The 24,071-nt window shown below is 44.3% G+C and carries 26 protein-coding genes; 11 read left to right on the plus strand and 15 right to left on the minus strand.

Features of this window, described 5'->3' with window-relative positions:
* Positions 1 to 6: 6 nt before the first annotated feature.
* Both arsC and AB4323_RS02925 read right to left on the minus strand, forming a co-directional pair.
* Positions 7 to 357 (minus strand): arsenate reductase (glutaredoxin), encoded by a 351-nt coding sequence (gene arsC / locus AB4323_RS02920; RefSeq protein WP_017060711.1) that lies wholly within the window; start codon positions 355 to 357, stop codon positions 7 to 9.
* Positions 358 to 479: 122 nt separating this feature from the next.
* On the minus strand, positions 480 to 1,934 hold the full coding sequence (locus AB4323_RS02925; protein WP_372151570.1) for a M48 family metalloprotease: 1,455 nt from the start codon (positions 1,932 to 1,934) through the stop codon (positions 480 to 482).
* Between the two features lie 178 nt (positions 1,935 to 2,112).
* On the opposite strand from AB4323_RS02925, the gene AB4323_RS02930 reads away from it, so the two are divergent.
* Positions 2,113 to 2,352 (plus strand): sulfurtransferase TusA family protein, encoded by a 240-nt coding sequence (locus AB4323_RS02930; RefSeq protein ID WP_017060709.1) that lies wholly within the window; start codon positions 2,113 to 2,115, stop codon positions 2,350 to 2,352.
* On the plus strand, positions 2,345 to 3,421 hold the full coding sequence (locus AB4323_RS02935; RefSeq protein WP_017060708.1) for an AI-2E family transporter: 1,077 nt from the start codon (positions 2,345 to 2,347) through the stop codon (positions 3,419 to 3,421). Before AB4323_RS02930 ends, AB4323_RS02935 begins: the two co-directional genes overlap by 8 nt.
* Before the next feature lie 136 nt (positions 3,422 to 3,557).
* Here the strand turns inward: AB4323_RS02935 and bcp are convergent, their stop codons facing one another.
* Positions 3,558 to 4,028 carry a thioredoxin-dependent thiol peroxidase gene (gene bcp / locus AB4323_RS02940; RefSeq protein ID WP_017060706.1) on the minus strand — a complete coding sequence of 157 codons (471 nt, stop codon included), beginning with the start codon at positions 4,026 to 4,028 and terminating at the stop codon, positions 3,558 to 3,560.
* Between the two features lie 12 nt (positions 4,029 to 4,040).
* The gene (locus AB4323_RS02945) at positions 4,041 to 4,583 is read right to left on the minus strand and encodes a glycine cleavage system protein R (RefSeq protein ID WP_017060705.1); all 543 of its coding nucleotides are present in this window, start codon (positions 4,581 to 4,583) and stop codon (positions 4,041 to 4,043) included.
* A 373-nt stretch (positions 4,584 to 4,956) separates the two neighbouring features.
* Between AB4323_RS02945 and dapA the strand changes: the two genes are divergently transcribed.
* Positions 4,957 to 5,835 carry a 4-hydroxy-tetrahydrodipicolinate synthase gene (dapA, locus tag AB4323_RS02950; RefSeq protein ID WP_017060704.1) on the plus strand — a complete coding sequence of 293 codons (879 nt, stop codon included), beginning with the start codon at positions 4,957 to 4,959 and terminating at the stop codon, positions 5,833 to 5,835.
* Positions 5,836 to 5,883: 48 nt separating this feature from the next.
* Positions 5,884 to 6,930: an outer membrane protein assembly factor BamC gene (gene bamC / locus AB4323_RS02955; RefSeq protein WP_017060703.1), complete on the plus strand. Its 1,047-nt coding sequence runs from the start codon at positions 5,884 to 5,886 to the stop codon at positions 6,928 to 6,930.
* 161 nt (positions 6,931 to 7,091) lie between these two features.
* On the opposite strand, the gene AB4323_RS02960 is transcribed toward bamC, so the two are convergent.
* The 4 genes from AB4323_RS02960 to AB4323_RS02975 form a co-directional block, all read right to left on the minus strand.
* Positions 7,092 to 7,301: a DUF2897 family protein gene (locus tag AB4323_RS02960; RefSeq protein WP_017071057.1), complete on the minus strand. Its 210-nt coding sequence runs from the start codon at positions 7,299 to 7,301 to the stop codon at positions 7,092 to 7,094.
* 8 nt (positions 7,302 to 7,309) lie between these two features.
* Positions 7,310 to 7,984: a M15 family metallopeptidase gene (locus AB4323_RS02965; RefSeq protein ID WP_372151573.1), complete on the minus strand. Its 675-nt coding sequence runs from the start codon at positions 7,982 to 7,984 to the stop codon at positions 7,310 to 7,312.
* A 45-nt stretch (positions 7,985 to 8,029) separates the two neighbouring features.
* Positions 8,030 to 9,166: a succinyl-diaminopimelate desuccinylase gene (dapE, locus tag AB4323_RS02970; protein WP_017060700.1), complete on the minus strand. Its 1,137-nt coding sequence runs from the start codon at positions 9,164 to 9,166 to the stop codon at positions 8,030 to 8,032.
* A 98-nt stretch (positions 9,167 to 9,264) separates the two neighbouring features.
* Positions 9,265 to 9,612 (minus strand): ArsC family reductase, encoded by a 348-nt coding sequence (locus tag AB4323_RS02975; RefSeq protein ID WP_017060699.1) that lies wholly within the window; start codon positions 9,610 to 9,612, stop codon positions 9,265 to 9,267.
* 205 nt (positions 9,613 to 9,817) lie between these two features.
* On the opposite strand from AB4323_RS02975, the gene AB4323_RS02980 reads away from it, so the two are divergent.
* A complete protein-coding gene (locus AB4323_RS02980) occupies positions 9,818 to 10,105 on the plus strand; it encodes a helix-turn-helix domain-containing protein (RefSeq protein ID WP_004734273.1) in 288 nt (95 codons plus the stop codon).
* A 68-nt stretch (positions 10,106 to 10,173) separates the two neighbouring features.
* Here the strand turns inward: AB4323_RS02980 and AB4323_RS02985 are convergent, their stop codons facing one another.
* A complete protein-coding gene (locus AB4323_RS02985; protein WP_372137934.1) occupies positions 10,174 to 10,506 on the minus strand; it encodes a DUF4156 domain-containing protein in 333 nt (110 codons plus the stop codon).
* A 12-nt stretch (positions 10,507 to 10,518) separates the two neighbouring features.
* Positions 10,519 to 10,869 (minus strand): DUF2956 domain-containing protein, encoded by a 351-nt coding sequence (locus tag AB4323_RS02990; protein WP_372109928.1) that lies wholly within the window; start codon positions 10,867 to 10,869, stop codon positions 10,519 to 10,521.
* A gap of 109 nt (positions 10,870 to 10,978) precedes the next feature.
* On the opposite strand from AB4323_RS02990, the gene AB4323_RS02995 reads away from it, so the two are divergent.
* The 4 genes from AB4323_RS02995 (at position 10,979) to AB4323_RS03010 (ending at position 15,115) form a co-directional block, all read left to right on the plus strand.
* Complete coding sequence (locus tag AB4323_RS02995) at positions 10,979 to 11,440, plus strand: DUF2919 domain-containing protein (protein WP_136982704.1); 462 nt, start codon at positions 10,979 to 10,981, stop codon at positions 11,438 to 11,440.
* A gap of 65 nt (positions 11,441 to 11,505) precedes the next feature.
* Positions 11,506 to 12,429, plus strand: a complete 924-nt coding sequence (locus tag AB4323_RS03000; RefSeq protein WP_372058930.1) for a Dyp-type peroxidase — start codon at positions 11,506 to 11,508, stop codon at positions 12,427 to 12,429.
* A 121-nt stretch (positions 12,430 to 12,550) separates the two neighbouring features.
* On the plus strand, positions 12,551 to 13,684 hold the full coding sequence (locus AB4323_RS03005) for a flagellin (RefSeq protein ID WP_372058932.1): 1,134 nt from the start codon (positions 12,551 to 12,553) through the stop codon (positions 13,682 to 13,684).
* A 297-nt stretch (positions 13,685 to 13,981) separates the two neighbouring features.
* Positions 13,982 to 15,115, plus strand: coding sequence for a flagellin (locus AB4323_RS03010; RefSeq protein ID WP_102300543.1), 1,134 nt, complete (start codon positions 13,982 to 13,984; stop codon positions 15,113 to 15,115).
* A 485-nt stretch (positions 15,116 to 15,600) separates the two neighbouring features.
* Here the strand turns inward: AB4323_RS03010 and crr are convergent, their stop codons facing one another.
* The 5 genes from crr to cysZ all read right to left on the minus strand — a co-directional run bounded on the left by crr (position 15,601) and on the right by cysZ (position 20,602).
* Positions 15,601 to 16,110, minus strand: coding sequence for a PTS glucose transporter subunit IIA (gene crr, locus AB4323_RS03015; protein WP_004737851.1), 510 nt, complete (start codon positions 16,108 to 16,110; stop codon positions 15,601 to 15,603).
* 106 nt (positions 16,111 to 16,216) lie between these two features.
* Positions 16,217 to 17,941 carry a phosphoenolpyruvate-protein phosphotransferase PtsI gene (ptsI, locus tag AB4323_RS03020; RefSeq protein WP_372151575.1) on the minus strand — a complete coding sequence of 575 codons (1,725 nt, stop codon included), beginning with the start codon at positions 17,939 to 17,941 and terminating at the stop codon, positions 16,217 to 16,219.
* 136 nt (positions 17,942 to 18,077) lie between these two features.
* Complete coding sequence (locus AB4323_RS03025) at positions 18,078 to 18,335, minus strand: HPr family phosphocarrier protein (protein ID WP_004734263.1); 258 nt, start codon at positions 18,333 to 18,335, stop codon at positions 18,078 to 18,080.
* Positions 18,336 to 18,637: 302 nt separating this feature from the next.
* Positions 18,638 to 19,606: a cysteine synthase A gene (gene cysK, locus AB4323_RS03030; protein ID WP_017061934.1), complete on the minus strand. Its 969-nt coding sequence runs from the start codon at positions 19,604 to 19,606 to the stop codon at positions 18,638 to 18,640.
* Positions 19,607 to 19,843: 237 nt separating this feature from the next.
* Positions 19,844 to 20,602, minus strand: coding sequence for a sulfate transporter CysZ (gene cysZ / locus AB4323_RS03035; protein WP_029235129.1), 759 nt, complete (start codon positions 20,600 to 20,602; stop codon positions 19,844 to 19,846).
* 229 nt (positions 20,603 to 20,831) lie between these two features.
* Here cysZ and zipA point away from each other — a divergent pair, with 229 nt between their 5' ends.
* Both zipA and ligA read left to right on the plus strand, forming a co-directional pair.
* Positions 20,832 to 21,875, plus strand: coding sequence for a cell division protein ZipA (zipA, locus tag AB4323_RS03040; protein WP_372102579.1), 1,044 nt, complete (start codon positions 20,832 to 20,834; stop codon positions 21,873 to 21,875).
* A gap of 92 nt (positions 21,876 to 21,967) precedes the next feature.
* Entirely contained in the window at positions 21,968 to 23,980 is a 2,013-nt protein-coding gene (ligA, locus tag AB4323_RS03045) for an NAD-dependent DNA ligase LigA (protein WP_372151577.1), read from the plus strand.
* Positions 23,981 to 24,071: the final 91 nt, after the last annotated feature.

Raw genomic sequence — 24,071 nt, forward strand, 5'->3', positions numbered from 1 at the left:
ATTGGATTACAGAATCTCTAGCACTTGCTCTGGTGGACGACCAATTTTTGCTTTGTTGTTCGCGACAACGACTGGGCGCTCAAACAGTTTTGGATTGGTTGCCATCGCGGCGAAAAGATCTTCATCAGTAACTGAAGCATCGCCAAGGTTTGCTTCTTTGTAGTCCGCTTCTTTGGTGCGCATCATGTCGCGAACACTGTCAAAACCAAGCTGAGTGAACAGTACTTTCAGCTGTTCAACTGTTAACGGAGTCTCCAGGTATTTGATGACCTCTGGCTGTACGCCGTTTTCCTGAAGCACTTCTAGAGTTTGACGGCTCTTTGAGCAGCGTGGGTTATGATAAATCACGACAGACATGGTTCTTCCTCATTATTATTTTTGATTTAGTTGTTTAGCTGAAGCCACCAGGGGTGACTTCTTTTTTGTGTAACGTTGAGCTTTCTTTTTATTCTGGTAACGAGCTGTTACCAGTAAACACTCTATTGTAGCGACAAGAAGCGCTCTCGTTGAATCATTATCTGATCAATTCGAGCGTCGTAGCGTGCTTGTTTTAGGCTTCCTAATTCTGCGATTTGGCTTGCTTGCGTGTAGTACTGAATCGCTTTGTTCCAGTTGGCTTGCAGTGCCAAAATTTCTGCACGAGCAGCCAGTTCTTCGTCGCTATTACCAAGGCTCGTATTTACTTTTGAAAGTAAGTGCCAGCCATTGGTGTCATTCGGGTTATCGTGCGTGTAACGCTGCAATACGCGAACCGCTTCTTGAAGATCTTCATTTTCAATCAGTGCGTTGGCGTAGTTAATGGTCAGAACCGGGTTGTTTGGTTGACGAACCAGTGCCGATTTAAGTTCTTTAATCGCAATCTCAGGCTGCTTCTTCTCGATGTGCAGATCCGAAATAGCATCTAGATAAAACAGGTTGGTTGGATCGCTGTTAATCAGCTTGTTCAGGATGGGCTCTGCTTTGTCTAATTTTTTAGAGTCTAGGTAAACCAGTGCTTGGCCATATTCTAATGACGGAACCAAAGCTTTAGGGGCTTTCTTTAGCTGACGCTCAAACCAATCAAGAGCAGCATCATTATTAATGCCAGCATAGCGCGCAACAATGCGGGCTCTTGCTAGGTGGTAGTCCAGAGAGGGAGCCAGTTTCAGTGGCGGGTAACTACGAGCACGAGCACGTGAATCGGTAATTCGGTCTTCTGGTAATGGGTGAGTCAGTAGCATTGGCGGTGGTGTGCTCGCATAGCGATATTCATCAGCTAAACGGCCAAAGAAACGTGGCATCGCATTCACATCAAACCCAGCTTTTGCTAGCGTGTTGATACCAAAGCGGTCGGCTTCTTTTTCATTACTACGGGTGTAGTTGATTTGGCTTTGCATATTACCCGCAGTCGTTGCCGTTAGGGCTGCAATGCCGGCTTCAGGAGCTGCAATTGCCAGTAATACAGAGGCTGCTAGCGCTGCAATGGTTGCTGGAGAGCGGCGCGCTTGGTCTTCCATACTACGCGCTAAGTGACGTTGGGTTACGTGCGCGATTTCGTGCGCTAATACAGAAGCTAATTCACTTTCAGATTGTGCATGCAGGAATAGACCTGAGTGCAAAGCAACATAACCACCAAAGAAAGCAAAGGCGTTGATGTTGCGGTCACGGATCATAAAGAACTGGAAAGGTGTCTTTACATCATTTGCGTTCGCGACCAGACGATGGCCAAGAGTATCAATATATAGATTTAGAACTGGGTCGTTTACGATAGGCTGGCTACTTCTGATGATGCGCATGTAGGCATCACCATAGATAAGCTCTTGGTCGATAGTGAGTGTGCCGCCAGCAGCGGTACCGATATCTGGTAGCTCCAAACTATTGGTATTCGCCATAGTTGGGGTGCTTAATGTAGCTGCGATGCATAAGCAAGCAATTGAGCGAGCGCGTTTAAACATATTAGTCAGTAATACTCCGTTTCTTCTGACAGTAAGACAAGTGCAATGGAAATTGGTTCTTTATCTGATTTAACCTTTGCCAAGTGCGTGCGCTATCATGAAGGAGGATGAATGAATGATGGCGCGTTTTCAAAAACAGATTACAATACGACCCTTATAATAAGCATCGAGCTCAAGAATGACACCTAATATTCTAGATTTACGCCAAGAGCGCTGTCCAATGGCGCTATTATTAGCCAAGCGTCACAGTGTAAAGTTAGAAGTAGGGCAGTCATTGTCAATTTATGTCTCTGATAACAGCTCGATGAAAGATATTGTTACTTATTTGTCTAAGCAAGCCTATGACGTCATCACTGAGGTTTGCTCTAATTACCATCATCTCCTCGTCACTAAAAAGGAATTGCAGTCAGATGCTTGAAATGGTCAATCGTTGGTATAAACGACGTTTCTCTGATCCCCATGCTGTCAGTTTGGTTGCCATCATTCTCTTCGGCTTTATTACGATCTACTTCTTTGGTCACCTAATTGCGCCACTCTTGGTTGCAATTGTGTTGGCTTATTTGCTTGAGTGGCCTGTTACCCAACTTCAAAGACTCGGTGTTCCAAGAACGCCTTCGGTGATGTTGGTGATCATGATGTTCTTTAGCCTGATGTTGCTGGCGCTGTTTGGTTTAGTGCCTACCATTTGGGAGCAAGTGGGTAACCTCATCAATGATATTCCAAGTATGTATGGCGGCTTACAGAAGTTCATCGCGACGATTCCTGAGCGCTATCCTGAGTTAGCAAACTTGCAGATCGTTGAATCGATTGTGTCTAACGCGAAAAACAAAGCATTAGGCTTTGGTGAAAGTGTTGTTAAAGGTTCTTTGGCTTCTCTTGTGAGCTTGGCTACGCTTGCGGTTTACTTGATTCTTGTGCCGCTGCTGATCTTCTTCTTATTAAAAGATAAAGAAGAGATGATCAGCATGGCGAGTGGCGTGTTGCCTAAAAACCGTCGTCTAGCGACCAAGGTTTGGGTTGAGATGAACCAACAAATCTCGAACTATATTCGCGGCAAGGTCCTTGAGATCTTGATCGTCGGTGGTGTCAGCTACGTGACCTTTGCGATTCTAGATTTACGTTATTCAGCTCTGCTGGCTGTCGCGGTTGGCTTCTCGGTACTGATTCCTTATATCGGTGCGGCGGCTGTGACCGTTCCTGTCGCGATTGTCGGTTTGTTCCAGTGGGGATTAGAACCTCAGTTTTACTGGTTGCTTCTCGCTTACGGTATTATCCAAGCGCTAGATGGTAACGTGCTCGTTCCTGTTCTTTTCTCTGAAGCGGTGAACCTGCACCCAGTGGCCATTATTGTTGCCGTGTTAGTGTTTGGTGGACTGTGGGGATTCTGGGGCGTGTTCTTTGCTATCCCGTTGGCAACGTTAGTTAAGGCGGTTTGGAATGCCTTACCGAGTCACGCATTAGACGATGACCCCGAACATCAAAAGTAATTGATCTTGTTATAGAAAAAGGCCGAACATCCATGATGTTCGGCCTTTTTGCTCTTAGCTTAATAATTAGCTTAATGAGTGTTGCTATTGCCTTAGAAAGTGATGAATCTAAGTCATTAACTCACTCAAATCGCCCTTAAGCTTCTTGATTGAAGTAATCTAGAACCACTTCGTGGTGAGTCTTAGTCTTGAACTTGTTGAAGACATGTTCAATCTGACCTTCTTCATCAATTAGGAAGCTAATACGGTGCAGACCGTCGTAGATTTTACCCATGAATTTTTTCTCGCCCCAAACGCCAAACTGTTCAGCAACGCTGTGGTCTTCATCAGATAGCAGGGTGAAGTTTAGAGATTTCTTCTCAACGAAGTTTGGTAGACGTTTTACTGGGTCAACACTCACACCTAGAACAACCACGTTTAGGTCATCAAGCTGTGTTTTGATATCACGCAGGCCTTCCGCTTGCACAATACAACCTGGAGTCATTGCTTTAGGGTAAAAATAGAAAAGTACTTTTTTACCTTTGAAGTCACCAAGAGATACGATATTGCCATCTTGATCTGGAAGAGAAAAAGCAGGTGCTGGAACACCAGCCGTTAGCGTATTCATGACATTTCCTTTTTAAAGACTGTTTTTGATAAAGTTGAGCGAGCCTTGGACTGATAGGCTCTGACACAGCGAATCGAATTCTTCTTGTAGCTGCATCAAGTTACATTCTGATTGCACAGAAGCGGTAATAGAGATATGGAATTGGTCGTTGTCGAGTTGAACCTTAGATTTATTGATGGTTCGTGCACTTAACGAATCGAGGCCGATGTTTCGGTCTGCGAAGAACTGGGTAAACTGCTCAGTAAGTCCGATTTTATCGTCTGACTCAACGAACACCTCTACTGTGTAAGAGTTCTCAATAACATCATGAGTTGAGGTTCGCTTCATAATCGTAATCAAGTCGTGCTCTTGTCCAAGCAAGGGCAAGGTGGTTTCAACGCGGGTAATGTTGTTTGCCTTTCCAGACAGCAGCATGATAAGCGTAAATTCTTCGCCAAACAGGGCGATACGGCTATCAATAATGTTACAGCCTGATTGGGTGACTAAATGAACCACTTGGTTGCATACACCTGGGCGATCAGTGCCCACAGCTGTGATTACTAGATGTTGAGTCATAAAATCACGTCTCTTTATATTCCATTGATTCATGCATGTTAGCACAGTTAGCTCGTGGAATAAGCGTGCGTGCGGGGCTTTTTATGTGCGACCTTGCTTCGAACATGCAACCAATGATAAGAATATCGAGCGCGTTAAAAAATGAGATAGAGCGATGAGAGCACAGCTTACTTGTTACTGACATCCAGTGATGTGCTATCCGCTAGATTGAGTGCAGGTTCCCAAATTCTAGGTAGAACGCCGTTAGAAGTCGTTTTACCTCAAACATACGACAATATTTAATGCAGATGTTGCCGGTAAGCCACTTTAATGTCTTGTGTTTATTGATTGGCTTACAGTAACATGCAAAAAGAATAAATTAAGGGAGATAGACATGTTTTCAGGAAGTATCGTTGCGCTAGTTACGCCATTTAATACAGATGGTGAAGTGGATTTCGACAGCCTTAAAAAGTTAGTTGAGCACCATATTGCTGCAGGTAGTGATGGTCTGGTTGCGGTTGGCACAACAGGTGAGTCTTCAACACTCACTATTGAAGAGCATGTCAAAGTCGTCAACAAGATCGTTGAATTTGCTGATGGTCGTATTCCCGTTATCGCTGGTACAGGTGCAAATGCAACTCATGAATCTGTTCTATTCAGCCGTTTGTTGAATGGTTCTGGTATTGCTGGTTGCCTGAGCGTAACGCCTTACTACAACAAACCGACTCAAGAAGGTTTGTACCAACACTACAAAGCGATTGCTGAAGTCAGTGACGTTCCACAAATTCTATACAATGTTCCAGGTCGTACTGCGGTAGACTTGTTGCCAGAAACGGTTGCTCGTCTTGCTGAGATCGAAAACATCGTTGCACTGAAAGATGCGACGGGTGATCTCGACAGAATTGCAATTCACCGTGAACTTTGTGGCGAAGACTTTATCTTACTAAGTGGTGATGACTTAACAGGCCTAGAATTTGTTAAGCGTGGTGGCGATGGCGTGATCTCTGTAACGAACAATGTTGCAGCCGCTGATATGGCAACCATGTTCAAGCTAGCAAAAGAAGGTAAGTTTGAAGAAGCGGAAGCGATCAATGAGCGTTTGATGCCTCTACATAAGAATTTGTTCGTTGAGTCTAACCCTATTCCCGTAAAATGGGCGGTTCATAAAATGGGTCTGATTGCTGAAGGTGGCTTACGTCTACCGCTGACTGAACTGTCAGAGCCAGCTCAACCTGTTGTTGCTCAAGCAATGACTGAAGCGTGCATTTACTAAAACGTATGAAGTGATGCCGAAGCGAACCTTCGGCATTTAGGAGTATAAATGAAGTATTCTCACCAGCTAGTGATTGGGTCACTGGCTGTTTTCGTTCTTACAGCATGTTCTGGCAACCCGACTCAACGTCGCCAAGCCAAAGATGATTTCGAATACTTAGAAACACCTGAGTTTTCACAATGGCAATTGCCTGTAGATGCTCAGCCTCAGTTCTACCCAAATTTTGACATCCCAAGCGGTGAATTCAGTGGTGGTACTGGTCGTGAAGTGGATATTCGTCCACCGCAACAGGTTCTTGAACTGATCCCGGGTGCTCGTGCTGAGCGTCAAAACGGTGAAGTGACACTATGGCTTCTTCGCGCAGAAGAGGCAGACCGCGTGTGGCAAACGGCTGTAGATATGCTGGCTCAACGTGGTATTGGTATTCGTGAGCAATCAGAGAATGAGATTGAGACCGATTGGGTAACTTGGGTTTCTGAAGATGAAGACGTAGAGATTGGTAGTCGTTACTCTATCTCTCGCTTCCAAGCAAACAACCGTCATGGCTTCAAGATTAATCTGATTGATTGGCGTGAAGGTACTGAAGAGAAAACAGTAACGGCAACCAATAAAGAGCGTTACAACGCGTTCCTGACCAACCTAGTTATGGCTAAGTACGATGAAAACCTTCGTGCTGAAGCGGCGCTGAAAGCGCAAGAGTTGGTGAAGCGTATTCCAATTTCAATGGGTGCTGACCGTAGTGGTTTCCCTGTGATTATTGCTCGTACGCCATACAATGTATTCTGGCAGCGTCTGCCTAACTTGTTGCCTGAAATGGGCTTTGAGCTTGAAGAACGCAATCAATCTCAGGGTACGGTGAAGGCGAAGTACGCAGCACCAGATGATGAGTTCTGGGAAGAAATTGGCCTACAGCCTATCGACTTAGCGCCAGGCACTTACAACTTCCTATTTGGTGACCTTGGCAACCGTACGTCAATCAACGTAACGGATGCATCAGGTAAGCCAGTAGAAGAAGAGCTGCTTAAGTCTATGGTTCCGGTATTAGCGCATATTGCTGACCAAACCAAAGATGACAAAGAAGCGAAAGCTGAGTAGTCATTCAAGCCGTCACAAGCTGAGTTAAATCAGCCTTGTGATTAGCAAAAGCAAATAAAAAAGAGGACACACTGTGTCCTCTTTTTTATTGTATTCGTTGTCATCAGGCTACATTGGTCAATCAAAATTGGTCAATCAAGCTGATTAGCCAAAGCAAAAGGCTATGCGTCTTTATTGTCTTTGGATTCTTCTTTTTCAGCTTTCTCTTGGTTAAGTTTATCCAAGCGATTGAGCTTATCTAAATCTCGCTCAGTTTTACCACGCCCCGTCAGATCCATATTGGCTGTCTGTTTGAGCGCTGCGATGTTACCCACAACAACGCTAACTGCGATGATGATGATAACCCAAGGGTTTGTAAGCCACTCTAACATAAGCGCTCCTAATGGCTGATGTTCGCTACGAAGCGTGCGTAGATCTCGTCTAGCTGCTCCATAATAATCTCATACCCTAATATTGGCTTAGATTGGAGTTGCTTGCCAAGTAAAGTCGGAGATAACTGTGATAAACACGACTCCGATACTTTACGATGGCTGATATGCCATGGTTCGATCGCCACACCACCAAGGTCTTCGCTATAAGGAAAAAAGAACCCAAACTGTGAAGCATGAACAGACAACCATTGGTAAAATGCTTGCTGGTGGCCAGTAAGGTATTCCCATGGCTCTAATTGCAGCTGTGTACCTTCTGGTAAGTTGTTTCGAGCAAAGACATCAAAGTCACAGCCCCAATGGTGACGGCTCGCACCGGGAAGGGCAGACCACCTAAGAATGGCTGACAGTTTTTGGTGCTCACTGAGTGTTGAAGCATCAAGTGGTTGGCTTTCTGAATCTAATATTGGAGCGTCACCAGAAAACTTACGGTTCCAAATCAGAGATTGCCTTTCATAGTCGCGAAAGCCACTGGCAATCTCCATTTTAAAACCAGCGAGCTGAGCAGCTTCAATCAAATTATTCAGGTCATTCTTAACCTCACTGTGGACCAAGAAGGTCTTGGTGCCGATCAGGCTAGGCTCTAGATGAGAATCTGATTGTCCGGTAAGCTGCTCTGGTGTCATAACGAGTCTCTCAATAATTGGATGCTATGAATCGCTGATGAAAGACTATTTAGCGAATAGGTTCACTAATGTTCTTTCGTACATGTCAGTTAGCTTTTCTAAATCGGCTACCTTCACGCATTCGTTAACCTTGTGAATCGTTGCATTCACAGGGCCTAGTTCAACCACTTGTCCGCCCATACGTGCAATAAAGCGACCATCAGATGTACCGCCAGTCGTTAGCAGTGCTGGTTTCACATCATTGACGTGACCCACTGCATCAACAATAGCATCAAGCAGTGAACCTGCGTCTGTTAAGAACGGGTCGCCATTGAATGTCCATCTTAGGTCGTATTCGAAATCATACTTGTCGAGTGTCGTTGTGATGCGCTCAACGATGATGTCGTTGCTTAACTCTGTACTAAAGCGTAGGTTAAACTGAACATTAAACTCACCAGGGATCACGTTTGAAGCACCAGTACCCGCACTCACATTTGGAATTTGGAAACTGGTTGGCGGGAAGTAATCATTACCTTTATCCCACTCAGTTGTTGCTAGCTCATTAATAGCAAGCAGAGAGCTGTGTACTGGGTTGTTTGCTAGGTGAGGGTAGGCAACATGACCTTGTGTGCCTTTAATCGTTAGGTCGCCAGTGATAGAGCCACGACGGCCGTTCTTCACGACATCACCCACGAACTCAGTGCTCGATGGTTCACCAACGATACACATATCGATGTTTTCACCGCGCGCCATTAATGCTTCAACAACACGTACAGTACCGTTGATGAAAGGACCTTCCTCATCTGAAGTGATCAGGAAACCAATTGAGCCTGTGTGGTCTGGGTGTTTGGCAATGAACTGCTCGACGGCAACAATCATTGAAGCCAGAGAGCCTTTCATATCAGCAGCGCCACGGCCATGTAGGAAACCGTCTACGATAGTCGGTTCGAATGGTTTAGTGTTCCACTGTTCGATTGGGCCTGCAGGTACCACATCAGTGTGACCAGCAAAAGCAAACAGAGGCGCTTCAGTACCACGACGAGCCCAGAAGTTGGTCGTATCTTCAAATACCATCACTTCGATTTCAAAACCGAGTGCTTTTAAGCGTTCAATCATCAGGTCTTGGCAGCCTGCATCTTCTGGTGTTACCGATTGACGGCTGATTAGGTCTTTTGCCAGAGCCAAAGTTGGGCTATCTGTCATCCTTGAATTCCTTGTTTAAATAAAACGTCTAGTCATTAATTTTTAGGCGCTGATTCACTGATCAACGTCCTGTTGTCTGTCTATGTAAATACAACGATCTAAGCAAAAATAGCCGCGTATTGGTCGGCTTTAAATCCGATGTGAAGCTTACCCTCAACTTTTAAGATTGGGCGCTTGATCATTGCAGGTTGTTCAACAAGCAAAGTCACCGCTTTTTCTTCTGTTAGGGTGTCTTTCTGTTCTTGAGAAAGTTGGCGATAAGTCGTACCACGTTTGTTTAGCACAAGCTCCCAACCTAGCTCAGAGCAGAAGCTTGTTACTAGCTCTTCTGTGATGCCTTGTTTGCGATAATCGTGAAATTCGAACTCGATACCTTCAGCTTCGAGCCATTTCTTTGCTTTTTTAATGGTGTCGCAATTTGGGATACCAAACATGGTGATAGTCATTATTCTTCCTTTGAGTGATTTTATTTCATTGTTATGAGTTGAATCCTATCAGGAAGCAGCAACTCAGACAAAATAGAGTGATGAATATTTCATAGAGTGAAAAAAAAGCGTAAGAAAATGTCACTATTGGAGACTTATTGATCAGCCTCAACATGTTGTCAGCGAAAAAAGAAATAATTGAGCTGCACATATATAGGAGGTGTCAATGGAGTTGAGTCCTGTTTTTGCAAGGCGGCTATATTTAGCATTGTTAGTGGAAAGCCTTGATAGGCCAAATGTGCCTAAACTCATCGAAAAAACGGGGTGGCCTCGTCGTACTATTCAAGATGTACTCAAGGCGTTACCGGGGATCGGTATCGAACTTATGTTTGTTCAAGATGGGCGACGTCATAATGATGGCTATTACCAGTTATCCGACTGGGGGCCATTTGACAGTCAATGGGTTATCCAGCGTAAAGGCGATATAGCAACAAGCCTTGGATTTAGTGCATAAGCCAGCGAAAGCTGGCTTTCTTTTGGGTGTCATAAAATCAAAGCATATCGATATGCCGCTTTAGTTGCTTACTCGCACAGGTAGGCGGTACCAAGCATAGTCACGGATGTGGAAAAATCTTGGGGAAGTGTGAATATCACGGTATCTGCGCCTAGCTCAATCGTATTCGACTTGAGTTGATTCATGGCGCCTTGAATCAATGTGTCATTTGGGTAAAACAGGTAGTTGTACCAATGGCCTTCGCTGCCTGTGACTTCCCCTTTATACTGACATTTATCGATATTAATCACGCCATGGTAATCCATTTGCACGTTGGCAGCTTCGCTATGAGGCGTTGATGTCGGTGTCGTGCAACCGAGTAACACGCTACTCATAGCCAAAGCGATTAATTCCTTTTTCATACGCTTATCCTGTTATTTCATCAAATAAATCGCGAAGCCTATCCAGCTAGCGAACAATAATAACCACGGCAATTTACTGGCGTGATTTGATGTTGTTTCATTATCCAAGTCGACATTCTGTTCTTGGTCTTGGTCTTGGTTCGCTTGTAGAGTCTGCTTCTCTTTCTGTACGCGCTTTTTAGCTTTATCGGCTTGGCGGCTGCGTTCTTTTTGCTGTTTCTTGTACAGTGCGATGCCTTTCTCGATACCCTGAGCAATCAGTTTAGTTTGTTCTTTGGTTTGAGCTGGCTTTTGAGTCGCTTTGGCTATCTTCAGTGCTTCCTGTTGAGATTCAACAGAGGGCGTATTAGTTTTGTTTTTCATACTGAGTTCGACAATTAAAACGGATTGGCTACTAAGATAACGCAAAGCTAGTTAAGTATGAATGATTTGCGTTAAAGTGTTGGTTTGAAAATAAGTGAAAGTGAGATTTGTGCGGTACTCCATAGAACAATACGACAAGCACGGCTTTTTGAAAGCTCCAATCTTGCTCTGGCTAGGTTGGTTGTTTCTTGCGAAAGCCTTGGTCGTTTTCATTGTTGCAGGCGCAAGCCGAGAATCGGGAACCGATATTCTTGAGATAATCTACCCAGACCATCAGATGTTTTATGTCGGGATCGCGTTGAGTGTGCCTAGTTTGCTGCTGATGTGGTTATTTGGGCTAAGATCGCCAGATAGAAAGCGCCTTAACAAAGTCGTGTCATGGGGACGTTGGGTTACCATGATGGCTATCTTGGCACAGGGCTCCCATACGATTTATTTAATCTATTTGGATAACGGATGGTTCCGTTGGTCAAATGGCATCACCCTATTGTTGCTGCTGTGGTTAGCGCTTTATCTAACCAATAGCCATGCTGCAAGGGATTGCTTTAAAGTGGTTGAGCACGAAGACTGATTCTCATCAAAACATTTGTCCCATTCACAATTATACTTAGAAGCTAAAACTGGAAGGAATAATCTATGCTTAATGTTTCAAATGAGCAGCCTAACGTTCAAAGTGCTATTTTGCCTGAAGCTGGGCCTTTCGCGCTTTACGTTCAACTTAAAGTGAACGCTAATACTGCTAATGTACTAGCAGAAATTCAAAAGCTTCCGACTCTAATCGACGAACTAAACCAAACTCAGCCTGATGCGAACTTAACGGCATCGGTTGCGTTCTCAAAAGCTTTTTGGGATAAGTTCGAGCAAGCAGCGCCCGCTGATTTGATCGACTTCCCTGTGCTGGGTGAAGGTGATATCACCGCGCCGAGCACACTGTCTGATGTTCTGATTCACTGTCATTCAAACCGACATGATCTGCACTTCTTTATCTTGCGTAAATTGCTATCTGAAGTAGCAGCTGATGTTGAAGTGGTTGATGAAACTTATGGTTACCGCTTCCTAGACTCTCGTGACATGACAGACTTTGTTGATGGCACTGAAAACCCGAAAGACGCACAACGTGCTGAAGTCGCTATTGTGCCTGAGGGTGAATTCGCTGGTGGTAGTTATGTAATGGTGCAGCGTTTTGTGCATAACCTGCCAGCTTGGAATCGTTTGAATGTATCGGCACAAGAGAAAGTGATTGGCCGAACTAAACCTGATTCAATTGAGTTAGATGATGTTCCTGCGGCGTCTCACGTTGGCCGTGTGGATATCAAAGAAGAAGGCAAGGGGCTTAAGATTGTTCGCCACAGTCTACCTTACGGTACTGCTACGGGCGACCACGGCTTATTGTTCATTGCTTACTGTAACGTTCGTCATAACTTCGATGCGATGTTAGAGAGCATGTACGGCGTAACTGATGGCAAAACAGACCAACTGCTTCGCTTTACTAAAGCGGTGACTGGCGCGTATTACTTTGCTCCTTCAACTGAGATGTTGAGTGAATTAACGATTAAGTAAGTCGTCTCAAAAAGAATAAACAAAGGGAGCCTCAGGGCTCCTTTTTTATTAAAGCTTTATATGAATTGGTCGATATAAGAGCAATCGTGAGTTTTATTCCTCTTTTTGTAAGCGAAGGTCTATGGCTATAACTGTTAATACCAATGTCTCAGCGCTGGTGGCCCAGAGAAACCTCTCTAATGCCAATAACATGCTGAACCAATCTTTGGAGCGCTTGGCTTCAGGGAGTCGTATTAACAGCGCTAAAGACGATGCTGCAGGGCTACAAATTTCGAACCGCTTGGAAGCGCAGATGAGTGGTATTGATGTCGCTGTGCGTAATGCGAATGATGGTATATCTATCATGCAAACCGCTGAAGGCGCGATGAATGAAACCACCAATATCATGCAGCGCATGCGCGACTTGTCTCTACAAGCAAGCAACGGTTCAAATAGCCAGTCGGAAAGAACGGCGATTCAAGAAGAGATTACCGCCTTAAACGATGAGCTGAATCGTATTGCAGAGACCACTTCTTTTGGTGGCAAAAAACTTCTCAATGGTAATTTTGGTAGTACGTCATTTCAGATTGGTGGCAGTTCGGGCGAAGCTGTGCAGATTGGTTTGAAAAGCATGCGTACTGATGACATCAACATGGGCGGCTTTAGCTACGTTGCTAATGGCATGGCCAGTGATTCATGGGAAGTGAAATCAAACCAGAATGATATGACGATGTCGTTTACCGATCGTTTTGGTCAGCCACAAGAGATCACCATCAACGCGAAAGCGGGCGATGATATCGAAGAGTTGGCGACTTACATTAATGGTCAAACGGATCTCTTATCGGCTTCTGTTAATGATGACGGACAACTTCAGATTTATATGTCAGGTGAAGATACCGCGGGTACCATCTCTTTTTCAGGTTCATTAGCCAGTGAGCTTTCGATGTCAGCGGGCTATTACGAGTCAGTTAATGACATCAATGTAACGGATGTGGGTGGTGCTCAGCGCGCCGTCTCTATTTTGGATACGGCGATGAAGTATGTCGATAGCCATCGCTCTGAATTAGGGGCAATGCAAAACCGCTTTGATCATGCCATTAACAATCTTGAAAACGTTCATGAGAATTTGGCGACATCAAACAGTCGAATCAAAGATACCGACTACGCCAAAGAAACCACTCAAATGCTCAAGCAACAAATACTGCAGCAAGTGAGCACAACGATACTTGCTCAAGCCAAGCAAGCGCCGAATCTAGCTTTAACGTTATTAGGTTAATGAATTACCTACAATCTTATAAAAGCATTTCAGCTTGGTCGGTGCTTTTTGGCGAATAAAAATACAATTTCTCACTCGACTGACTTCCCGGCAACTTTAGCGATTTTCTCATCTTTTTTCGATAATTTTACGACCAGTCACGCTTTCTTCTGTTTTACCGCTATTTCTTTAAATTTGTTGTTTTTTTCCTAAAGGTTTCGCCAATCACGCCGTTATTAAAAGTAACTTAGAGATAACTACTTGGTTTTCCGAGACGTCGGAAACCGCTATACCGGAAAATCAATTGGAGAAGTCACCATGGCAGTGAATGTAAATACAAACGTTTCAGCGATGACAGCGCAACGTTACCTAAACAACGCAAACAGCGCACAACAAACATCAATGGAGCGTCTAGCTTCAGGCTCAAAAATCAACAGCGCAAAAGATGACGCTGCTGGCCTACAAATCTCGAACCGTTTGAACGTTCAAAGTCGTGGTCTTGATGTTGCTGTACGTAACGCGAACGACGGTATCTCAATTGCACAAACAGCTGAAGGTGCAATGAACGAGACGACTAACATCCTGCAACGTATGCGTGATTTGTCTCTACAATCTTCAAACGGCTCAAACTCAAAATCTGAGCGTGTAGCGATTCAAGAAGAAGTAACAGCACTGAACGACGAACTGAACCGTATCGCGGAAACGACGTCTTTTGGTGGTAACAAGCTGCTTAACGGTACTCACGGTACTAAATCATTCCAAATCGGTGCGGATAACGGTGAAGCTGTAATGCTTCAACTGAAAGACATGCGCTCTGATAACGCTCAGATGGGTGGTAAGAGCTACCAAACTGAGAACGCGAAAGACAAAGACTGGAACGTTCAAGCGGGCTCTAACGACCTAAAACTGTCGTTCACTGACAACTTCGGCCAAGCACAAGAAATCGACATCAGCGCAAAAGCAGGTGATGACATCGAAGAGCTAGCGACTTACATCAACGGTCAGCAAGATTCTGTTAAAGCGTCTGTTACTGAAGACGGCAAGCTACAAATGTTCACAGGCAACAACAAAGTGAGCGGCGATGTGTCTTTCTCTGGCGGTCTTGCGGGCGAGCTAGGTATTCAAGCAGCTAAAGACGTAACGGTTGATACTATCGACGTAACATCTGTTGGCGGCGCACAAGAGTCTGTAGCAGTAATCGATGCGGCCCTTAAGTATGTAGACAGTCACCGTGCTGAGCTAGGTGCTTTCCAAAACCGTTTCGACCACGCTATCAGCAACTTAGACAACATTAACGAGAACGTTAACGCATCTAAGAGCCGTATTAAAGATACCGACTTCGCGAAAGAAACGACTCAGATGACTAAGTCTCAGATCCTTTCTCAAGCTTCAAGCTCGATTCTTGCTCAAGCGAAGCAAGCACCGAACTCGGCACTTAGCCTACTAGGTTAATCGATTGAAAAGCCACGTTGACCAATAGTGTTGACGTTAGGCTTCCACAAATTAGCTCGTGGTGAGAGATGAGCGCTAAACAGACCCAGCTTCGGCTGGGTTTTTTATTGCCTGAAATTTGGAGAAGAGAGGGGAGTTGTGGTGTTGGTAGTTGATTGGAAAGCGAGATTCCCTATCACGTTCGTGCCTCACTGTAGGGAATGACGGGAGTTGGGTATTGGTGACTCTATAGCTAACTGTATAGAAGAGGTCGGTTTGAGTAACAATCACTCAGGCTTAAACCATAGTGTTTAATCGTCATCCCAGAATCGAACCGAGCGAGATGTCAGGGATCTCTGTTCGTGAGAGGCCCAAAGAAGAAGGGGATTTGTAGTTGTTAGGTATAAGGCCAAAGCGGCTGGTAATCTGGCATTAGAACTATATAGCAGGCACAAAAAACGCCACCCTTAGGTAGCGTTTTAATTAAAGCAGATAAGTAATCGAGATTACTTAGTTACTTTAAGAACTGGAGTTTCGCCAACAGTTACAGAACCAGAAAGCTTGTTCAGCTCTTTGATTTCGTCCATGTTAGAGATAACAACTGGAGTAAGCGTAGATTTTGCTTTCTCTTCTAGAAGCGCTAGGTCGAAAGTGATGATAGTGTCACCAGCTTTAACAGATTGACCTTCTTCAGCTACACGAGTGAAGCCTTCGCCTTTAAGTTCAACAGTATCGATACCGAAGTGAACGAAAAGCTCAACACCGTCGTCAGACTCGATAGAGAATGCGTGGTTAGTTTCGAAGATCTTACCGATAGTACCGTTAACTGGAGCTACCATTTTGTCGCCAGCTGGTTTGATCGCGATGCCGTCACCAACGATTTTTTCAGCGAAAACTACATCTGGCACATCTTCGATGTTTACGATTTCACCAGAAAGAGGTGCGATGATTTCGATTGCACCAGCATCAGCGCTGTCATCAGATACAAGCTTTTTCAGTTTGTCAAACAGACCCATTGTGTCATGCTCCTAACGTTTAGTTTTATTCTGTAGAATATACTATACCAATCTAACAAATTAGACGACTATTTTTAGCCGTCTAACGTTATTAAGCGATTGGCGATTACTGAGTTTTCTCAGCGATGAACTTTTCTACGCAAGCTTCAATTTCAGCAGCTGTTGGTAGAGATAGTGCTTCGTCAGCCATAGCTTTAACTTCAGCGAAGTTAGAGTTACGGATTACTTTCTTAACTTTAGGGATAGAGATACCGCTCATAGAGAACTCATCTAGACCCATACCAAGAAGAAGTAGCGTTGCACGCTCATCACCAGCAAGCTCACCACACATACCAGTCCACTTACCTTCAGCGTGTGATGCGTCGATCACTTGCTTGATTACTGTAAGAACAGCAGGAGATAGTGGGTTGTATAGGTGAGAAATCATTTCGTTACCACGGTCTACCGCAAGAGTGTATTGCGTTAGGTCGTTAGTACCGATAGAGAAGAAAGATACTTCTTTCGCTAGGTGGTGTGCGATTGCAGCAGCTGCTGGAGTCTCAACCATTACGCCGATTTCGATTTCTTCATCGAAAGCTAGGCCTTCAGCGCGAAGTTCAACTTTGTACTCTTCGATTGCTTTTTTCAGTTCACGGATCTCTTCAACAGAAATGATCATTGGGAACATGATACGTAGTTTACCGTGTGCAGATGCACGTAGGATGCCACGTAGTTGGTCACGTAGGATTTCACGACGATCCAAGCTGATACGTACTGCACGCCAGCCTAGGAACGGGTTCATCTCTTGTGGAAGGTCCATGTATGGTAGGTCTTTGTCGCCGCCGATATCCATAGTACGGATAATCACTGACTCGCCTTCCATTGCTTCTGCTACTTCTTTGTAAGCAACGTATTGCTCTTCTTCAGTAGGAAGCGCGTCACGGTCCATAAATAGGAATTCAGTACGGTACAGACCAACGCCTTCACCGCCGTTACGCAGGATACCGTCACAGTCTTTTACTGTACCGATGTTGCCACAAACTTCTACACGGTGACCGTCTAGAGTTTCAGCGTGTAAATCTTTTAGTTTTGCTAGTTCAGCCGCTTCTGCTTCGAAATCTGCTTTGATTTTCTTAGCTTCTGCTAGTTCAGCTTCAGAAGGGTTGATGATGATCTTGTTGTTCATCGCGTCTAGCACAAGCATGTCGCCGTTCTTAACTTGCTTAGTGATCTCGTTAGTACCAACGATAGCTGGAAGCTCAAGAGAACGTGCCATGATTGAAGTATGAGATGTACGACCGCCGATGTCACAAGCGAAACCAAGAACGTAGTCTAGGTTGATTTGTGCAGTTTCAGATGGCGTTAGGTCGTAAGCTACTAGGATAACTTCTTCATTGATATCTGCTAGAGATACAATGTTGATGCCTAGAGCATTTTTAACGAAACGAGTACCGATATCACGGATATCAGTTGCACGTTCTTTTAGGTACTCATCATCAAGAGACTCTAGTGCAACAGCTTGCTCTTCGATCACAGTGTGGATCGCGTTGTCTGCGTGCATTTTTTCTTTCTTGATGAGTGCTAAAATCTCTTCTTCTAGCTCTTCATCTTCAAGCAGCATGATGTGGCCTTCAAAGATTGCTTCTTTTTCTTCGCCAAAAGTTTCAAGTGCTTTTTGCTTAACAACTTCAAGCTGTTGAGAAGATTTGTTACGAGCGTCAAAGAAACGCTGTACTTCTGCTTCAACTTGGTCGTCAGAGATAGATTGAGTGTTTAGGACAATTTCATCTTCTTGAAGTAGTAGTGCTTTACCGAAAGCAATACCAGGAGATGCTAGGATGCCTGAAATCATAGCCTTACCTTAGTTGTTCAACTGTAAACGGGAGAGTGTGTGACTTTAAGTCGTCGACTAATGTCGCGCTTATTCCTATCTATTTCGAACAAAGCCACTTTGCTATGCAAAATGGCTTTGAAAGAAGGAGACCGTATTAGTGTAGTTGATCCATAAGAGCAACTAGGTGGTCTACTGCTTGCTGAGCTTGAGGACCTTCAGCTGAAATAGTAACGTTAGTACCTTTTACTAGGCCTAAAGTTTGTAGTTTGAACAGGCTTTTCGCGCTAGCGCTTTTGCCGTTAGAAGTCACTGTGATGTCAGCGTCGAAAGATTTTGCTTCTTTAACGAACTGTGCAGCTGGACGAGTGTGAAGACCGTTTTCTGCTGTGATTTCTACTTGCTTCTCGTACATTTTATATACCCCAATTAATTTATTTTTTGTAAGTTTGTAACCAGATTAGCTTAACTGCTTTAGCCCAAATGCGCTAGAGGCTAGTACGCCATGTTCGTGTTAGAACTTAGACTGGTTATAAATTTTTATCCAGCCATGGTCGTCTTTTGCTGAGTACTCATGACTTTCAGAATTTGTTTATTGCTTCTTTTATTTTGAAGCGAAAAATAAAACAGACCTGATATTACCAAAGGTGGGGCAGGGATCAACAAAAAAGCCCCTAAACGGGGCTTTTTTGGACGAAAAATTGATTTGACCACATATTATTGTTGGTTCTCTTTTTCCGTAAAGATGCCAGCAAATAGGGCTGTGCTTAGGTAACGCTCACCAGAGCTTGGTAGTACAGTAACGATAGTTTTTCCTGCAAATTCAGGTAGTTCGGCGATTCTGTTTGCTGCTACAACTGCCGCGCCAGATGAGATGCCTGCAAGAATACCTTCTTCTTTCATTAGGCGTTGAGCCATCTCAATCGCTTCTTCAGAAGTTACCGATTCAACACGGTCAATAATCTCTAAATCTAGGTTTCCAGGGATGAAACCTGCACCGATACCTTGAATTTTGTGTGGAGCTGGTTTGATTTCTTCACCTGCAAGTGCCTGTGCAATCACTGGAGACTCAGCCGGCTCAACCGCGACTGAAGTAATCGCTTTGCCTTTTTCACCTTTAATGTAACGACTCGTACCAGTGATAGTACCGCCCGTACCAACACCCGCTACAAACACGTCGATTTCGCCGTCTGTTGCTTCCCAAATTTCAGGACCAGTCGTCTGCTCGTGAATCTGTGGGTTAGCAGGGTTGTTGAACTGTTGAAGTAGTAGGTATTTGTCTGGGTCTGAAGCAACAATCTCTTCTGCTTTAGCAATCGCGCCGTTCATGCCTTTTGGTGCTTCAGTTAGCACAAGGTTTGCGCCAAGCGCTTTAAGCAGCTTACGACGTTCTAGGCTCATTGATTCAGGCATAGTTAGCGTTAGTTTGTAACCGCGTGCTGCTGCTACGAATGCAAGTGCAACACCTGTGTTACCACTGGTAGGTTCAACAAGCTCGATACCTGGCTTAAGCGTACCTGCTTTTTCTGCTTCCCAGATCATGTTTGAACCGATACGACATTTAACACTGAAGCTTGGGTTACGAGCTTCGATCTTAGCTAGGACGTTACCTTTGCTTACTTTGTTAAGGCGGACTAGAGGTGTGTTACCAATCGTTAGGGTGTTGTCTTCGTAGATCTTGCTCATGCGATATTCCTTCATTTAATGACAGAACTAAACGTAGTATATCAATCACTTTACCGTCTAGTGTCTTACGATGTTTGTTCAGCTTGAATTTAGATTAAACAAGTTGAAAAAAAGGTAAAAGGATTAAAAAGTTATATCATATAGATATGTAGCAGAATTCACGCCTATCTTTATTGAAATCAGAACTTCAAAAAGATAGGCGAAACTAGGAAGTGTAGAAAGGGTTAGAGACGAGAACTATAGACGAGAACGTAGAGCTTGGTCTTTAAACTCAGCAACCCACATTGCTGTCGCGCCACAAACGGCAACGGGCATCACAATCAGGTTTAAAATTGGAATAGTAGTGAACACAGAAACAAGCGCGCCAAAGCTGTAGCTCTTACCTTGTTTTTGTTTCAAATTGTTTCTCATGTCATCAAATTTGATTTTATGGTTATCGAACGGGTAGTCGGCGTATTGAATCGCTAACATCCATGCTGTGAAAATGAACCATAAAAACGGAGCAACGGTTTGCCCTAGTGCTGGAATTAACAAAAGTAGGAATAAACCGATCGCTTTTGGCAGAATGTAGACAAGCTTGCGCCATTCTCTCGCTAATATACGTGGGGTATCTTTGAGGACATCAAGTAAACCATCGTCATTAACTTTTTTACCGCTCAACAACTCTTCAACTTTTTCCGCGAGTAAACCGTTGAACGGTGCGGCAATGAAGTTAGCGAGCGTGCTAAAGAAATACGAGAATGTGGCCAAGACGGTTAACACAAGTAATGGCCATAAAATGTATGACAACCACGACAGGAAACTTGGCAATGCACCAATCCAACCTTCAATCCAAGTGTTTAGGTTGGAGAAGATATAAAACAAGGCACCACCAACGAGTAACACGTTCGCGATAAGTGGCATTAGTACAAACTTACGAATGCTCGGTGATAAAGCGATTTTTATTCCGAAAATAAAATAGCCAAAGCCGGAGCGGGGAACAGATTCAATAGTCATATTTAAATTAGGTCACATGTGAATTTGGTTAAATAGCAAACATGTCTAGTGTACTCGACCGAAATTAAGAAAAAAAGCGTGGTGAAAATCACACCATGTAAGGAACTAATTGTATTAAGTTGTTCTAAAACAGTGGCTACTTTTGATAGAGTAGTGAGATTAGCCAAATTAACCCAACTTAGTGACAGCGTGTTTATAGCTAGTTGACTAAGAAAGCTGAGAGCGAAAAATGCAGGAATTGCGATTTGTACTCATTATTGTTGGCGCATTAGCTATCGCCGCATTATTGTTCCATGGTCTATGGACGAGTAAAAAAGAAGGGAAAGCAAAGTTTGGAGATAAGCCGCTCGGTAAGCTTGATAACGACAGCTTAGATGAAGCAGAAACTATTCCAAACCGTTCATTCGCCCCAGAAGATGATTTTGAGATAATCCGAAAAGAACGTAAAGAGCCGGATTTTGCTGTTTCACCCTCTGATACTGATCCGCTGATCGACTCAGATCCGCTAACAGCGCCACAAGCGAAAGAAGCTTACGAAGATGATATCGAATTAAATGATCTTCCTTCTTTCAGCGTAGAAGACCCAATTAAGGTTGAAAGTGAACCTGAAGTGATTGAGGAAGAGAAGGACGTTGAGCCTGAAGTTCCAAGCTTTGAGTTGACTGACGAGCAAAAAGAAAACCATGCCGGCTTTAAAGTGCAGTACGGTTCGTTTGAAGAGCCTTCTGAAACAGTTGATGAGCCAGTCGTTCCAAACGAAACGCTTACTCAAAGAGAGCCCGTTGTTGCGAAAGAAGTCGTGACTCCGCAAAGTGCGACTGTTGAAGAAGCAAAACCAGATGAAGAACTTGGTTTAGAAGTGATCGTTCTTAATGTTCACTGTGCTGGAGAGATCCCATTCGTTGGGACTGAACTTTTCCGCAGCATGGAGAACAACGGTTTAACTTATGGTGAGATGTCTATTTACCACTGCTTTGCACAATCTACAGATGCACCAAAGGTTATTTTCAGCGTTGCAAACATGATGCAGCCAGGAACGCTAGAACATGATGATCCTGCTGACTTCACGACTAAAGGTATTTCGTTCTTTATGACGTTGCCTTGTTATGGTCAAGCTGATCAAAACTTCAATGTGATGCTGAGTGCGGCGCAGAAAATTGCTGACGATATGGGCGGAAACGTGTTGGATGAGTCACGCAACTTAATGACACCAAACCGTTTATCTGACTACCGCAAGCAAATCAGAGACTTTATGACGGCATCGAATACCTAGCCGTATTGTTTAGCCTTGTAAATAATCTATATTTATAGAAAAGGGCTCCTAAGGGAGCCCTTTTTGATATTTCAATCACGATAGAGAATGATATGAAAGAATCGATTCAAGTTACCTTAGAGCAGTTAAGAGAAACTCTGCATTATCACGCCGTTCGTTATTACGTAGAAGATAGCCCTGAGATCCCTGATGTCGAGTACGATCGATTAATGCAGCAATTGCTAAAGATCGAAGAAGAGAACCCGGAACTAGTGACGGTAGATTCTCCGAGCCAACGTGTTGGTGGTCAGCCTCTCGATGGTTTCACTCAAGTGACTCATGAGATCCCAATGCTTTCTCTGGACAATGCTTTCTCTGATGAAGATTTGGATGCGTTCAATAAGCGAATGTCTGATAGAGCGCCAACCGCTAACCTCAAGACTTTCTGTTGTGAACCTAAGCTTGATGGCCTTGCCGTTAGCCTACTCTATGTGAATGGTACTTTAGTTCAGGCTGCGACACGTGGTGACGGTGCGACGGGTGAAAACATCACTGAAAACGTGCGTACGATCAGCTCTATCCCACTTAAGTTACAAGGTGAAGGCTGGCCGCAGCGTATTGAAGTTCGTGGCGAAGTGTTTATGCCAAAAGCGGGTTTCGATAAGTTGAATGAGATGGCGTTGAAGAAAGGCGAGAAAGTATTTGTTAACCCACGTAATGCCGCCGCAGGTAGCCTGCGTCAGCTTGATTCTCGTATTACTGCGAAACGTCCGCTAGCTTTCTACGCATACAGTGTCGGTGTTGTACAAGGCGCTGAGCTATCAAATAGTCACTACCAACGCTTTTTACAGCTTAAAGGTTGGGGCTTACCTATGTGCCCCGAGACTAAGCAACTGAGCTCTCTCGAAGACGTGAAAGCCTATTACCAAGATATTATGACTCGTCGTGATGCTCTGGCTTACGAGATTGATGGCGTTGTTATCAAAGTCGACGATATCGCGGCTCAAGAAGTACTTGGCTTTGTTGCACGAGCGCCACGTTGGGCAATTGCTTATAAGTTCCCAGCTCAAGAAGAGATTACACTGCTCAATGACGTTGAATTTCAGGTGGGCCGTACTGGCGCTATTACGCCGGTTGCTAAACTTGAACCTATCTTCGTTGGTGGCGTGACAGTCAGCAATGCCACTTTACACAATGCCGATGAGATTGCGCGTTTAGGCGTGAAGGTAGGCGACAGCGTTATTATTCGCCGTGCAGGTGATGTTATTCCGCAAATTGTGGCTGTTGTACAAGATCGTCGCCCTGAAACAGCGAGAGACATTGTTTTCCCTGATGCTTGCCCAGTATGTAACTCCGCCGTTGAGCGCGTAGAGGGCGAAGCTGTAGCGCGTTGTACTGGCGGTTTAGTATGTCAGGCGCAGCGTAAAGAAGCGCTTAAGCACTTTGTGTCGAGAAAGGCATTGGATGTCGATGGCCTTGGCGTAAAGGTGCTAGAGCAGCTTGTAGACCGTGAAATGGTAGAAACGCCCGCTGACTTGTTCAAGCTCAGCGCAGGTGTGATTACAGTACTTGACCGCATGGGGCCTAAATCGGCGCAAAATGTAGTTAGTGCACTTAATAAAGCCAAAGACACAACGTTGGCACGTTTCCTTTATTCGCTAGGTATTCGTGAAGTGGGTGAAGCAACTGCGATGAACTTGGCGCAACACTTTAAAACGCTGGAGCTGGTTCAAGCCGCAACCCATGAACAATTAGTTGAAGTGTCCGATATTGGTGACATCGTCGCTAGTCATATCACAAGCTTCTTTTCGCAAGAGAAAAACAGAGCGGTAGTAGAGCAGCTGATAGAACTTGGCGTTAATTGGCCTATTATCGAAGAAGCTGCGGATGACCAAGAGCTACCACTAGAAGGTAAGGTTGTTGTGTTGACCGGGTCACTTTCTCAACTGGGTCGCAGTGAAGCCAAAGCGGCATTGCAAGCATTGGGTGCGAAAGTGACGGGTAGCGTATCTAAGAAAACGGACATCTTGTTTGTCGGTGAAGCTGCGGGTTCTAAATTAACCAAAGCACAAGATTTAGGTATCGAAATAAGAACAGAAGAAGATCTAATAGCTCTTATTTCGTAAGTAAATACAGATAAAAAAAGCTCAAAGGCACTCCTTTCAAGGGAGTGCCTTTTTTGTTTCTGATATAAAAATGAGGGCTTTTTAATTGTTG

It is taken from the genome of Vibrio sp. 10N.261.52.C11, assembly GCF_041471405.1.
Lineage (GTDB): Bacteria > Pseudomonadota > Gammaproteobacteria > Enterobacterales > Vibrionaceae > Vibrio > Vibrio crassostreae_C.

Excerpts from the sequence above, each read along its gene's own strand:
- arsC (WP_017060711.1), bottom strand. The coding sequence starts at position 357 with ATGTCTGTCGTGATTTATCATAACCCACGCTGCTCAAAGAGCCGTCAA.
- AB4323_RS02925 (WP_372151570.1), bottom strand. The coding sequence starts at position 1,934 with ATGTTTAAACGCGCTCGCTCAATTGCTTGCTTATGCATCGCAGCTACA.
- AB4323_RS02930 (WP_017060709.1), top strand. The coding sequence starts at position 2,113 with ATGACACCTAATATTCTAGATTTACGCCAAGAGCGCTGTCCAATGGCG.
- AB4323_RS02935 (WP_017060708.1), top strand. The coding sequence starts at position 2,345 with ATGCTTGAAATGGTCAATCGTTGGTATAAACGACGTTTCTCTGATCCC.
- bcp (WP_017060706.1), bottom strand. The coding sequence starts at position 4,028 with ATGAATACGCTAACGGCTGGTGTTCCAGCACCTGCTTTTTCTCTTCCA.
- AB4323_RS02945 (WP_017060705.1), bottom strand. The coding sequence starts at position 4,583 with ATGACTCAACATCTAGTAATCACAGCTGTGGGCACTGATCGCCCAGGT.
- dapA (WP_017060704.1), top strand. The coding sequence starts at position 4,957 with ATGTTTTCAGGAAGTATCGTTGCGCTAGTTACGCCATTTAATACAGAT.
- bamC (WP_017060703.1), top strand. The coding sequence starts at position 5,884 with ATGAAGTATTCTCACCAGCTAGTGATTGGGTCACTGGCTGTTTTCGTT.
- AB4323_RS02960 (WP_017071057.1), bottom strand. The coding sequence starts at position 7,301 with ATGTTAGAGTGGCTTACAAACCCTTGGGTTATCATCATCATCGCAGTT.
- AB4323_RS02965 (WP_372151573.1), bottom strand. The coding sequence starts at position 7,984 with ATGACACCAGAGCAGCTTACCGGACAATCAGATTCTCATCTAGAGCCT.
- dapE (WP_017060700.1), bottom strand. The coding sequence starts at position 9,166 with ATGACAGATAGCCCAACTTTGGCTCTGGCAAAAGACCTAATCAGCCGT.
- AB4323_RS02975 (WP_017060699.1), bottom strand. The coding sequence starts at position 9,612 with ATGACTATCACCATGTTTGGTATCCCAAATTGCGACACCATTAAAAAA.
- AB4323_RS02980 (WP_004734273.1), top strand. The coding sequence starts at position 9,818 with ATGGAGTTGAGTCCTGTTTTTGCAAGGCGGCTATATTTAGCATTGTTA.
- AB4323_RS02985 (WP_372137934.1), bottom strand. The coding sequence starts at position 10,506 with ATGAAAAAGGAATTAATCGCTTTGGCTATGAGTAGCGTGTTACTCGGT.
- AB4323_RS02990 (WP_372109928.1), bottom strand. The coding sequence starts at position 10,869 with ATGAAAAACAAAACTAATACGCCCTCTGTTGAATCTCAACAGGAAGCA.
- AB4323_RS03000 (WP_372058930.1), top strand. The coding sequence starts at position 11,506 with ATGCTTAATGTTTCAAATGAGCAGCCTAACGTTCAAAGTGCTATTTTG.
- AB4323_RS03005 (WP_372058932.1), top strand. The coding sequence starts at position 12,551 with ATGGCTATAACTGTTAATACCAATGTCTCAGCGCTGGTGGCCCAGAGA.
- AB4323_RS03010 (WP_102300543.1), top strand. The coding sequence starts at position 13,982 with ATGGCAGTGAATGTAAATACAAACGTTTCAGCGATGACAGCGCAACGT.
- crr (WP_004737851.1), bottom strand. The coding sequence starts at position 16,110 with ATGGGTCTGTTTGACAAACTGAAAAAGCTTGTATCTGATGACAGCGCT.
- ptsI (WP_372151575.1), bottom strand. The coding sequence starts at position 17,941 with ATGATTTCAGGCATCCTAGCATCTCCTGGTATTGCTTTCGGTAAAGCA.
- AB4323_RS03025 (WP_004734263.1), bottom strand. The coding sequence starts at position 18,335 with ATGTACGAGAAGCAAGTAGAAATCACAGCAGAAAACGGTCTTCACACT.
- cysK (WP_017061934.1), bottom strand. The coding sequence starts at position 19,606 with ATGAGCAAGATCTACGAAGACAACACCCTAACGATTGGTAACACACCT.
- cysZ (WP_029235129.1), bottom strand. The coding sequence starts at position 20,602 with ATGACTATTGAATCTGTTCCCCGCTCCGGCTTTGGCTATTTTATTTTC.
- zipA (WP_372102579.1), top strand. The coding sequence starts at position 20,832 with ATGCAGGAATTGCGATTTGTACTCATTATTGTTGGCGCATTAGCTATC.
- ligA (WP_372151577.1), top strand. The coding sequence starts at position 21,968 with ATGAAAGAATCGATTCAAGTTACCTTAGAGCAGTTAAGAGAAACTCTG.